We start from the raw sequence: 11,069 nt of genomic DNA on the forward strand, positions 1-11,069 counted from the left end.
GAGGCCACCGAGGCCGCCGGCGGGTGGGCCCGGCGGCCGGGTCCTCAGCCCGCGTCGGCCGCGCGCGCCAGCCGGAGCAGGAGGACCAGCGGGTCCTGGTCGGCCAGCGGGACGACCGTCCCGACGCCGGCCGCGACGGCCGCCCCGGCCCCGGCGTCCGTGCCCAGCACGATCCCCCGGACCGCCGCCGCGCCGCGCATCGCGTCGGTCAGCGTGGCGTCGTCGGCGCCCTCGGGATCGAGCCCCCGGTCCTCCAGGTCGCGGATCTCCGGGGCGTCGTCCCGCACCGCGACGGGGCTCGCGGCCGCCGCCCACTCCAGCAGCGTCGGCAGGCCGGGGACGTCCTCGGCCGCCGGGCGACGGACGGGGAGGCGGCCTGCGTAGACCACGCCCTCCGAGCCGTCGACCGTGACCTCGCGGCCCTCCCAGCCGTCGGTCGCGCCCGCGCCGACGCCGACGACGCTCGGCCGGCCCAGGGCGCGCGAGACGACCGCCGCGTGCGACGTCGAGCCCCCGCGCTCGGTGACGATCGCCGTCGCCGCGATCATGCCCGACACGTCCTCGGGGCTCGTCGTCGGCCGGGCGAGCACCACCGGACCGTCGGCGGCCGCGAGCTCCGCCGCCGCGGAGTCCTGCGCGACGCGGCCCGTCGCGATCCCCGGGCAGGCCGCGACACCGCGCGCCAGCACCTCGGCGTCGACCACGACCCCGGGCTCCAGCCGCGGCGTCAGCGCCGTCGCGAGCTGCTCGGGCGTCACGCGCCGCAGGGCCTCCGCGCGGTCGATCGCGCCCTCGGCGACGAAGTCGACCGCCGCCCGGATCGCGGCGGCCGGCGAGCGCTTGGCGGCGCGGGTCTGGAGCAGGTGCAGGCGGCCCCGCTCGACGGTGAACTCGACGTCCTGGACGTCGCCGTGCTCCCGCTCCAGCCGGCGGGCGGCGTCGAGCAGCGCGCGGTGCGCGTCGGGGTCGGTGCGCGCGAGGGCCTCGAGCGGCAGCGGGTCGTGGGTCCCGCCGACGACGTCGTCGCCCTGGCCGCCGGGCAGCCACTCGCCGTAGGCGTCGCCCGTCCCCGTCAGCGGGTCGCGGGTGAAGAGGACGCCGGTGCCGGAGCGCTCGCCGAGGTTGCCGAAGACCATCGCCTGCACGAGGACCGCGGTGCCGCCGGCGTCGTCCAGGCCCCACTGCCGGCGGTACGCCCGGGCGCGCCGTGAGGACCAGGAGTCGAAGACCGCCCGGACCGCGCCCTGCAGCTGGGCGACCGGGTCGGCGGGGACGTCGGCGCCGGTGTCGGCGCGGATCGCGCCGCGCAGGGCGGCGGCGTCCGCGTCGCTGGGCTCGTCCTCGAGGTCCGCGCCCAGGACGATGTCGCCGTAGTCCCGGACGAAGCGCCGGTGCGTCGCCCGCGCGAACGCCGGGTCGCCCGTCAGCGTGGCCAGGCCCGCCTCGACGTCGTCGTTCAGGCCGAGGTTCAGGAGCGTGTCCATCATCCCCGGCATGCTCACCGCCGCTCCGGAGCGGACCGACACCAGGAGCGGGCGATCCGGGTCGCCGAGCCGGCGGCCCGTGCGCTCCTCGAGGGCCGCGACGCCGGCGAGGATCGCCTGCCACGTGTCGTCCGGGATCCGGCCGCCCGACGCCTGGTAGCGGCGGCACTCCGCGACCGGCACGGCGAACGCCGGGGGCACCGGCAGGCCGAGCGCCAGCATCGCGACGAGGCTCGCGCCCTTGTTGCCGAGGACCTCGCGGGTCGCGGTGGTGTGGGGATCCAGCAGGACGACGGGGTCCTGGGTCTCGGGCATGGGGTCCTCGGTGCTCGCGGGTGTGGCGGCGGTCGGCCGGCGCCGATCCTCGGCGAGGCGCAGGTGGCCGTCCGTGGCCGTCGGTGGCCACGTGATCGCACCCTACCCCGGATATATGACTATGGTAAATAGGAATTTGAGCAGCCATCGAGGGCGGCGGCGCGACGCGTCGCCGCCCGCCAGCCACGGAGCCCCGCGCCATGTCGACCACCAGCACCACCACGAGCCTGGAGCAGCGCGTCGCCCTGCTCGAGGACCTCGAGGCCATCCGCCGCCTGAAGACCCTCTACGGCGAGTACTGGGACGGCGGCTGGCCGGGCACCCGCGGCAGCGGCGAGCGGCTCGCGGGGCTCTTCGTGCCGGACGGCACCTGGGACGCGCGGCCGGTCGTACCGGACGTCCTCGTGGGTCGCGCCCAGATCGCGGCCGCCTGCGACGGCATGCTCACCGCCAACGCGACCGACGCCTCGGGCGCCCCGCGCGCCAAGGCGGGCCTGTCGTGGCACCTCGCCGCCAACCCGCGGATCGACGTCGACGGCGACGAGGCCGTCGGCACGTTCACGGGCCTGATCGCGTCGTCGGAGGCCGACGACGGTCGCGCGCTCTGGTGCGCCGGCCGCTACACGGACCGCTTCGTCCGGACCGACGACGGCTGGCGCTTCCGCAGCGTGACCTACGACTACGCGTTCTACACGCCCTACGACGGTCCCGGCTGGATCCTCGAGCGGCTGCGCGAGGGCGCGGAGTAGGCAGCGGTCGTCCGGCCGGCGGGGCGATTTTCACCCGCCGGCCCCTCGGTGCGGGATGGTCCGACCGGCGTGGCGCCCGCCCCGAGGGCCGTCCCCGGGGAAAACATTCCGCCCACACCACAGCGCGCGGTGTAATGATGGCAACTATGACCACAGATACCGCTTCAGTGACCGAGGTCGTGCCCGGCCTGCACCGCATCGAGCTCGGCTTCGTCAACGCGTACGTCCTCGAGAACGACGGCGACCTGACGCTCGTCGACGCCGGCTTCTTCGACGACGCCCCGCTCATCCTCGACGCCCTCGCGTCGCTCGGCCACCAGCCGGGTGACCTCAAGCGCATCGTCCTCACGCACGGGCACATCGATCACCTCGGCGCGGCCGCGGACCTGCGCGAGCGCACCGGCGCGCGGATCCTCCTGTCGAAGGTCGACGCCGACCGCGCGGCCGAGGGCTGGACGGGCCACAAGGCGATGGAGGTGCAGAAGGGCTTCGAGGACCTCGTCGCCGGGCAGCTCACCGACGAGGACTACGCGCGCAAGTCGCACGGCGCGGACTCGAGCAAGCCGATCCCGATCGAGCCGTTCCAGGTCGACGGCCACCTCGTCGCGGGCGAGGCCGTCGAGGGCATCGCGGACAGCGAGCTGCTCCCGACCCCCGGCCACTGCGCCGGCCAGCTCTCGATCCTCCTGAAGGCCGGCGACGGCATCCTGATCGCCGGCGACGCCGCGGTGAACTTCGGCGGCCCGCCCGCCATCGCCCCGGTCGGCGAGGACCTCGCGCTCTCGCAGGCGAGCTTCGACACGCTCCGCGGGTACGACTTCGAGACCGTCGTCTTCGGTCACGGCGACCCGATCGTCGGGGGCGCCTCCGCCGCCTTCCGCGACGCGTAGCCCTCATGCATCCGAGCGTGCGCCCGTGGCTCCTGGCCGCGGCCGCCTCCGCCGTGCTCGTCCTCGCCGGCTGCGGTGGCGACGACGACGCGCCCTCGGCGTCCGCGCCATCCGGGTCCACCCCGACGACCGCGGCGAAGGACGCGGCCGGCTCCGGCGCGCCTGACGCCGCCGCGATCGCCGAGACCGTCAAGTTCACGGGCGGCAAGGCCGGCAAGGCGGACCCCTCGCTGTCGCCCGTCGTGGTCGGCGTCGTCAACCAGCAGGGCGGGGCGCCGGCCTTCCCCGAGTACCTCGAGACCGCGAAGGTCGCGGCGAAGCTCGTCAACGAGCAGCTCGGCGGCGTCGGCGGCCACCCGCTGAAGCTCGAGACCTGCATCGTCCAGAGCGAGGAGGACGGGCAGCGCTGCGCGTCGGAGTTCCTGACGAAGAAGCTCTCCGTCGCGATCTGGACCATCGGCGTGGTCGGCAACCAGTCGTTCTACAAGACCGTCGCCGGCAAGTTCCCGGTGCTGAACTCGTCCAACGCGACCGGCGCGGACTCCACGACGCCGCACGTCTACACGCTGGACGCGGGGTCGGGCGGGATCCTGAAGGGCATGGTCGGCCTGTCGACCGCGTCGAAGCCGAAGACGCTCGCGATCGTGTCCGACGACAGCGACGCCGGCAAGTACCTCGGCGGCCAGGTCCTGGTCCCGACGTTCAAGAAGCTCGGCGTGAACGCGAAGGCCGCGTTCTACCCCGTCGCCGGCACGCAGCCGGAGATGGTCTCCGCCATCCAGGCGTCCGGCGCCCCGACGGCCGACAGCGTGCTGTTCCTCGGCCCGACGCCGAGCGTCTGCCTGTCGGGCTACAAGGCGATGAAGCAGCTCGGCGTCCAGGCGCCGGTGACGGGCACGAGCGTCTGCGCCGGGGACGACTTCGTCGCCGGGACCGACGACGGGGCGGGCGTCACGAACTGGACGTTCGCGGGCCTGGCCCGCAACGCCCGGATCACCGACGACCCGCAGGCCACGGCGTTCCGGGACGTGATGGACGCCTACGGGAAGGGCGACCTGGCCGCCGCCGGCCACGTGCTGAAGACCTTCGGCGACGTCCTGGCGATCACCCGCTGGGCCACCGAGATCGGGGCGGACGAGGTCACGGCCGCCGCATACGAGAAGGCCATCGCTGCGTTCCGCGGACCGGCGTTCGCCGTCCCGGGCGCCCTGCAGTGCGGCTGGGACAGAGCCGCGATCGGGGTCTGCGGCAAGACGGTCCCCGTGAGCGCCTTCCGCGACGGGGCCTGGAAGAGCCTCCCCGACATCCCCGTCGGGGGCTGACCGCGGGGTCGGGCGGGGCCTCGGTCCCGCCCGGTGGGTCACGACACGGCGACGCCGGAGCACCTCCCGCCGGTGCCCCTCGAAGCCGCCCGGGCACGAGGGGCCGGCGACGCGGGCGAGAGGAACGGGCGGTGCGGGGGCGACCGCGCGCCGCCCGTTCGCGTCCCCGGGTCAGACCCGCTGGAGCAGGGTGGCCGTGCCGATGCCGCCGCCGCAGCACATCGTCACGATGCCGAACTCGCCGCCGTCGTCCTCGAGCTCGTGGACCGCGGTGGTGATCAGGCGGGCGCCGGTCGAGCCGAGCGGGTGGCCCAGCGCGATCGAGCCGCCGCGCGGGTTGACCTTGGTCATGTCGGCGTCCAGCGCCTGGGCCCACGCCAGGACGACGGACGCGAACGCCTCGTTGATCTCGACGACGTCGATGTCCGCCAGCGTGAGCCCGTTGCGGGCCAGCAGCTTCTTCGTCGCGGGGATCGGGCCGGTCAGCATCGTCGCCGGGTCGGTCCCCAGGACGACCTGGTCGACGACCCGGACGCGCGGGGTCAGGCCGAGCTCCGCGGCCTTCTCGCGCGTCGTCATGAGCAGCGCGGCCGCGCCGTCGGACACCTGCGAGGCGTTGCCGGCGGAGATCTTGCCGCCGGTCAGGCCGAAGACCGGACCGAGCTCCGCGAGGCGCTCGACGGTGCTGTCGGGTCGGATGCCCTGGTCGTGGCGGTGGACGACGCCGCCGGCCTCGACACCGAAGATCTCGCGGTCGAACCTCCCTGCGTCCCGGGCCGCGGCGGCGCGCTGGTGCGACTGCACCGCGTAGGCGTCGAGGTCGCCGCGCGAGAGGCCGAAGTCGTCGGCGATCCGCTCGGCGGCCTTGCCCTGCGAGGTGACGGGGTGCAGGGCGTAGAGCTCGTCCGTGAACGCCTGGCCGTAGGTCTCCTGCGCGCCGAAGTGGGCGGGGAAGCCGACCCGGCCCATGTGCTCGACGCCGCCTGCGACGACCACGTCGTCGACGCCGGCGGCGACCCGCAGGGCCGCGAGGTGGACGGCCTGCTGGCCCGACCCGCACCGCACGTCGATCGTGGTCGCGCCCGTGGTGACGGCCAGGCCCTTCTGGAGCCACGCGGTCCGCGTGATGCCGGCGGACTGCTCGCCGATCTGCATGACGCAGCCGGCCAGGACGTTGTCGACCTCGGCCGAGTCGATCCCGGCGCGACGGAGCAGCTCGACGTACGTCCGGCCGAGCAGGTCGGCGGGATGGACGTCCTTGTAGATGCCCTTCTCCGCGTGGCCGCGGCCGACCGGGGTGCGGGTCGCCTCGACGACGAAGACCTCGCGTCCGAGCTGTGTCACTGGGTGCTCCTTCGGTACCGCGGACCCCGCGGAGGGGACGGGAAGTCGTTCCCGTCAAAGCAATCTATATGTATAGTAATCACCATGTCACCTGAAGCGGCCAAGGACCTCCGATGAGCTTCGACGGATTCGATCTGCCGGACGACCTGCAGCTCCTCTCGGACACCCTGCGCGGGTTCGTCCGGGACGAGATCGTCGCCGCGGAGTCCGACGTGGATCCCGCCGCGCGCGAGATCCCGGAGCACCTCCTGAAGCCGCTCCAGACCAAGGCGAAGGCGGCCGGGCTCTGGTGCATGGACGCGCCGGAGGAGTTCGGCGGCGGGGGCCTCGGGGCGTTCGCGATGACCGTCGTCCACGAGGCGGCGGCCGGGCACCGCTACGCGTTCCCGACCCCGGGCGGCGGCGCGCTCGGGTACAGCCCGCCGGTCGTCCTCTACAAGGGCAGCCCCGCGCAGGTCGAGAAGTACGTGATCCCGACGATCGCCGAGGCGAAGTCCGCCTTCACCGCGATCAGCGAGCCGACCGGCGGGTCGGACCCGGCCCGCGCGATCCGCACCGTGGCCGAGCGCCGCGGCGACGTCTACGTCCTCAACGGCCGCAAGATGTGGGCGACGAACGCCGACAGCGCGACCTACGGCGTGATCTACGCCCGGACCAGCGCGTCGGGCGGGCGCTCCGGCATCAGCGCGTTCGTGGTCGACAAGGACACGCCGGGCCTCGAGGTCACACCCGTCCCCGTCCTGCGCAACCACTGGACGACCGAGGTCTCCCTCGAGAACGTCGAGATCCCCGTCGAGAACCTGATCGGCGGCGAGGGCGAGGGCTTCGCGCTCGCCCAGCAGTGGCTCGTCCGCGGCCGGCTGATGCTCGCCGCGCAGTCCGTCGGTGTCGCCGAGGCGGCCGTGAAGATCGCGGTGGAGTGGGCGAAGGAGCGCGAGACGTTCGGCGCGCTGCTCGGGTCGCGCCAGGGCGTGCAGTTCCCGCTCGCCGACTCGGTCACCGAGATCGCCGCCGCCCGGCACCTCACCTGGCAGGCCGCGTGGCGCTACGACCAGGGCTTCGACGCCCGTCGGGAGTCCTCGATGGCGAAGCTCTTCGCGACCGAGATGGGCTTCCGCGTCGTCGACCGCTGCATGCAGATCCTCGGCGGCATGGGCGTCGCGAAGGAGATGCCGCTCGAGCACTGGTTCCGCGACCTGCGCGTGACCCGGATCGTCGAGGGCGCGTCCGAGGTGCAGCGCTACCTCATCGCCCGCGACCTGCTCGGCGCTGCGGCGACCGGCAAGCCCGCCGTGGCGCGGGTCTGACGGATGATCGACTTCACGCCCGATCCGCGCATCGAGGACCTGCGCGAGCGCACTGAGTCGTTCGTCCGCGACGTCGCGATCCCCGCCGAGGCCCGCGACCTGTCCGAGCGCCCGGCGCCGGGGGCGGGGCACGGCGTCGACCCGGCGCTGCGCGCCGAGCTGCAGCAGGCCGCGCGCGACGCCGGGCTGTTCGCGCCGACGGTCCCCGAGGAGCTCGGGGGCCTCGGCCTCGACGTGCGCGGCCAGGCCGTCGTGCTCGAGGCCGCCGGCTACAGCCTGCTCGGCCCGCACGCGCTGAACTGCGCGGCGCCGGATGAGGGCAACATGCACCTGCTCCACGTCGTCGCGACGCCGGAGCAGTCCGAGCGCTTCCTGCGGCCCCTCGCCGCCGGCGAGACACGGTCGTACTTCGCGATGACCGAGCCGGCGCCGGGCGCGGGCTCGGACCCGTCGATGCTGCGGACGACCGCCGCGAAGGTCGACGGCGGCTGGTCGATCTCGGGCGACAAGTGGTTCATCACCGGCGCCGAGGGCGCGGCGTTCGGCATCTGCATGGCGCGCACCCCGACGGGCGCGACGATGTTCCTCGTCGACGCCGACACGCCCGGCGTGCGGATCGACCGCGTCGTCCACGCGATCGACACGATCACCCCCGGCGGCCACGCCGAGATGACGTTCGACGACGCCTTCGTGCCCGACGACGCCGTCCTCGGGGCCGTCGGCGAGGGCTTCCGCTACGCCCAGGTCCGCCTGGCGCCGGCGCGGCTGACGCACTGCATGCGCTGGCTCGGCGTCGCCCGCCGCGCGCACGACATCGCGCTGGACCGCGCCGCGGAGCGCGAGGCGTTCGGCGGCAAGCTCGGCTCGCTCGGGATGGTCCAGGAGCGGATCGCGCAATCGGTCATCGACATCGAGACCAGCCGCCTGCTGATCCAGAAGTGCGCGTGGATCCTCGACGAGGGCGGGTCGGGCAAGCACGAGTCGTCGATCGCGAAGGCGTACGTCGGCGAGGCCGCCGCGCGCATCATCGACCGCTCGCTGCAGATCTGCGGCAGCCTCGGCGTGTCCGGCGACCTGCCGCTCGGGCGCCTCGCGGCCGAGGTCCGGCCGTTCCGGATCTACGACGGTCCGACCGAGACGCACCTCTGGTCGATCGCCCGCCGCACGCTGCACCGCCGCGCGCCGCGCCCGGAGCCGACCCCGGCATGAGCGCATCCGGGACGACCACCCCGGACGTCGTGCAGCGGTGGGACGAGGTGGCGCCCGGTGGCCGCGAGCCGCTGCTCGTCCTCGACCCGCTGCGCGCGTTCCTCGACGAGCGCGGCCTGGGGGAGGGCCCGCTCGTCGCCGCGCCGATCGGCGACGGGCACTCGAACGTCACGTACGTCGTGGACCGCGGGCCGACGCGGCTCGTCGTCCGCCGGCCGCCCCGCGGCCCGCTGGCGCCGTCGACCCACGACGTCCTGCGCGAGGCCCGGCTGCTCTCGGCCCTCGGTCCGGCCGGCGCGCGGGTCCCCGCCGTCCTGGCGACGTCCGACGACCCGGCGGTCCTCGGCGCGCCGTTCTACGTCATGCCGTTCCTCGACGGGCACGTGCTGACCGACGAGCTGCCCGCCGCGCTGGCCGCGCCGGGATCCGGCGCCGCGATCGCCGACCGGCTCGTCGACGCGCTCGTCGAGCTGCACGCCGTCGATCCCGCGTCGCACGGCCTCGACGCCTTCGGCCGCGGGACGGGCTACCTGGCCCGCCAGGTCCGCCGCTTCGGCGGGCTCTGGGACGCGAACGCCACCCGCGAGGTCCCCGACCTCGACCGCGTCAGCAGCGCCCTGGCCGCGTCCGTCCCCGCCGACGCCGCGACCGCCGTGGTCCACGGCGACTACCGGCTGGGCAATCTCATGTGGGGGCCGTCCGCGCCCCCGCAGATCGTCGGGATCCTGGACTGGGAGATGGCGACGATCGGCGACCCGCTCGCCGACGTCGGCTACCTGCTGGCGTCGTGGCCGCAGGCCGGCGACCCGGAGGACCCGCTCGTCTCGCTCGGCGGCGTGAGCCGCGGGCCGGGCTTCCCCGGCCGCGACGCGCTGCTGCGCCGGTACGCCGAGCGCTCCGGCCGCGCCGTCGACGGGATCGACTGGTACCGCGTCCTGGCGCTCTGGAAGGCCGCGATCTTCCTCGAGGGCAGCCGCCGGCGGTTCCTCGACGGCGGCACCGACGACCCGTTCTTCGCGAGCCTGGAGCACGGCGTCCCCGCGCTGGCCGGGCGCGCACTCACGATCGCCCGAGAGGCAGGCCTCGCATGAGCACCACGATCCTGGACGGCTACCGGCTGGACGGCCGCGTGGCCATCGTCACCGGCGCGTCGTCCGGCCTCGGCATCGCGTTCGCGGAGGCGTTCGCCGAGGCCGGCGCCGACGTCGTCCTCGGCGCCCGCCGCGCCGACCGGCTGGAGGAGACCGCCGAGCGGGTCCGCGCTCGCGGCCGCCGCGCGCTCCCCGTCGCCACCGACGTCGCGGACCGCGCCTCGTGCCGCGCCCTCGTCGACGCCGCGTGGGAGGCCTTCGGGCGAGTCGACGTCCTCGTCAACAACGCGGGCCTCGGCACCGCCGTCCCCGCGCTGAAGGAGACGCAGGAGGAGTTCCTCCGGGTCGTCGACGTCAACCTGCTCGGCCCGTACTGGCTCGCCCAGGCCGCGGCCGCGCGGATGACGCCGGGCGCGAGCATCATCAACGTCTCGAGCATCCTCGGCGACATCTCGCGCGAGCTGCCGCAGGCCGCGTACGCCGCGACGAAGGCCGGCCTCAACGGCCTGACCCGCGACCTGGCGCAGCAGTGGACGCGCCGGCGCGGCATCCGGGTGAACTCGGTGGCGCCGGGCTTCTACGCGACCGAGATGACCGACCAGTACGCCGACGGCTACCTCGACGTGCAGGCCGCCCGCTCGCTCGCCGGCCGCCTCGGGGACCCGCGCGAGCTCGCCGCCACCGTGGTCTTCCTCGCCGGCGACAACGCCGGCTACATCACCGGGCAGACCATCACCGTCGACGGCGGGCTGACGATCGCATGAGCACCGATGCGACGTACGCGGTGACCGGCGCGACCGGGCAGCTGGGGACCCTCGTCCTCGAGCGCCTCGTCGCGCGGTACGGACCCTCTCGGGTCGTCGCGCTGACGCGCAGCCCGGCGCGGCTGCGCGCCTGGGCCGAGCGCGGCGTGACCGTCCGCGAGGCCGACTTCGACGCGCCCGGCGGGCTGCCCGACGCGCTTCGGGGCATCGACCGGCTGCTCGTGATCACCACGACGCACGAGTCCACGGGCCGCCGCGTCGCCCAGCACCGCGGCGTGATCGACGCGGCCGTCGCCGCCGGCGTCGCGCACCTCGCGCTGACGTCGATGCCGAAGCTCGCGCCCGGGCACCCCAGCGGCGTCTACGCGGCCGAGTACCTCGAGACCGAGGAGCTGCTCGCGACGACGACCGACCGCCTCGGCTGGACGGTCCTGCGCAACGGCCCGTACGCGGAGAACCTGCTGCCGCGTCTGACCGCCGCGGTCGCCGCGGGGCGCCTGGTCAGCAACGCCGGCGACGGCCGCGCCGGCTACGCGTCGCGCGCCGACTACGCGGTCGCCGCGGTCGCCGCGATGGCCGGGCCCGCGCTGCGCG

General features: G+C 74.9%; 10 protein-coding genes. 8 read left to right on the forward strand and 2 right to left on the reverse strand.

Annotated elements, in window-relative coordinates; all coding sequences use genetic code 11:
• Nucleotides 1–44: 44 nt before the first annotated feature.
• Nucleotides 45–1,799, reverse strand: coding sequence for a pyruvate, phosphate dikinase (locus tag AB0L40_RS12330; protein ID WP_364354280.1), 1,755 nt, complete (start codon nt 1,797–1,799; stop codon nt 45–47).
• A gap of 200 nt (nt 1,800–1,999) precedes the next feature.
• Between AB0L40_RS12330 and AB0L40_RS12335 the strand changes: the two genes are divergently transcribed.
• The 3 genes from AB0L40_RS12335 (at nt 2,000) to AB0L40_RS12345 (ending at nt 4,760) form a co-directional block, all read left to right on the forward strand.
• Nucleotides 2,000–2,548 carry a nuclear transport factor 2 family protein gene (locus AB0L40_RS12335; RefSeq protein WP_364354283.1) on the forward strand — a complete coding sequence of 183 codons (549 nt, stop codon included), beginning with the start codon at nt 2,000–2,002 and terminating at the stop codon, nt 2,546–2,548.
• A 146-nt stretch (nt 2,549–2,694) separates the two neighbouring features.
• Complete coding sequence (locus AB0L40_RS12340) at nt 2,695–3,438, forward strand: MBL fold metallo-hydrolase (RefSeq protein WP_364354286.1); 744 nt, start codon at nt 2,695–2,697, stop codon at nt 3,436–3,438.
• A gap of 5 nt (nt 3,439–3,443) precedes the next feature.
• Nucleotides 3,444–4,760, forward strand: a complete 1,317-nt coding sequence (locus AB0L40_RS12345) for a hypothetical protein (protein WP_364354289.1) — start codon at nt 3,444–3,446, stop codon at nt 4,758–4,760.
• Nucleotides 4,761–4,931: 171 nt separating this feature from the next.
• Here the strand turns inward: AB0L40_RS12345 and AB0L40_RS12350 are convergent, their stop codons facing one another.
• Nucleotides 4,932–6,104, reverse strand: a complete 1,173-nt coding sequence (locus AB0L40_RS12350; RefSeq protein WP_364354292.1) for a thiolase family protein — start codon at nt 6,102–6,104, stop codon at nt 4,932–4,934.
• Between the two features lie 113 nt (nt 6,105–6,217).
• On the opposite strand from AB0L40_RS12350, the gene AB0L40_RS12355 reads away from it, so the two are divergent.
• The 5 genes from AB0L40_RS12355 to AB0L40_RS12375 form a co-directional block, all read left to right on the forward strand.
• Nucleotides 6,218–7,411, forward strand: coding sequence for an acyl-CoA dehydrogenase family protein (locus tag AB0L40_RS12355; protein WP_364354295.1), 1,194 nt, complete (start codon nt 6,218–6,220; stop codon nt 7,409–7,411).
• Nucleotides 7,412–7,414: 3 nt separating this feature from the next.
• Nucleotides 7,415–8,620 carry an acyl-CoA dehydrogenase family protein gene (locus tag AB0L40_RS12360; protein WP_364354298.1) on the forward strand — a complete coding sequence of 402 codons (1,206 nt, stop codon included), beginning with the start codon at nt 7,415–7,417 and terminating at the stop codon, nt 8,618–8,620.
• Nucleotides 8,617–9,711 carry a phosphotransferase family protein gene (locus AB0L40_RS12365; protein WP_364354301.1) on the forward strand — a complete coding sequence of 365 codons (1,095 nt, stop codon included), beginning with the start codon at nt 8,617–8,619 and terminating at the stop codon, nt 9,709–9,711. The genes AB0L40_RS12360 and AB0L40_RS12365 overlap by 4 nt, the downstream gene beginning before the upstream one ends.
• Nucleotides 9,708–10,475, forward strand: coding sequence for a glucose 1-dehydrogenase (locus tag AB0L40_RS12370; RefSeq protein ID WP_364354304.1), 768 nt, complete (start codon nt 9,708–9,710; stop codon nt 10,473–10,475). Before AB0L40_RS12365 ends, AB0L40_RS12370 begins: the two co-directional genes overlap by 4 nt.
• On the forward strand, nt 10,472–11,069 hold a 598-nt coding region (locus AB0L40_RS12375), incomplete at its 3' end, for an NAD(P)H-binding protein (RefSeq protein WP_364354307.1). The genes AB0L40_RS12370 and AB0L40_RS12375, both read left to right, overlap by 4 nt.

The organism is Patulibacter sp. NPDC049589 (assembly GCF_040675535.1).
Lineage (GTDB): Bacteria > Actinomycetota > Thermoleophilia > Solirubrobacterales > Solirubrobacteraceae > Patulibacter.

Excerpts from the sequence above, each read along its gene's own strand:
- AB0L40_RS12365 (WP_364354301.1), top strand. The coding sequence starts at position 8,617 with ATGAGCGCATCCGGGACGACCACCCCGGACGTCGTGCAGCGGTGGGAC.
- AB0L40_RS12345 (WP_364354289.1), top strand. The coding sequence starts at position 3,444 with ATGCATCCGAGCGTGCGCCCGTGGCTCCTGGCCGCGGCCGCCTCCGCC.
- AB0L40_RS12340 (WP_364354286.1), top strand. The coding sequence starts at position 2,695 with ATGACCACAGATACCGCTTCAGTGACCGAGGTCGTGCCCGGCCTGCAC.
- AB0L40_RS12355 (WP_364354295.1), top strand. The coding sequence starts at position 6,218 with ATGAGCTTCGACGGATTCGATCTGCCGGACGACCTGCAGCTCCTCTCG.
- AB0L40_RS12330 (WP_364354280.1), bottom strand. The coding sequence starts at position 1,799 with ATGCCCGAGACCCAGGACCCCGTCGTCCTGCTGGATCCCCACACCACC.
- AB0L40_RS12370 (WP_364354304.1), top strand. The coding sequence starts at position 9,708 with ATGAGCACCACGATCCTGGACGGCTACCGGCTGGACGGCCGCGTGGCC.
- AB0L40_RS12335 (WP_364354283.1), top strand. The coding sequence starts at position 2,000 with ATGTCGACCACCAGCACCACCACGAGCCTGGAGCAGCGCGTCGCCCTG.
- AB0L40_RS12360 (WP_364354298.1), top strand. The coding sequence starts at position 7,415 with ATGATCGACTTCACGCCCGATCCGCGCATCGAGGACCTGCGCGAGCGC.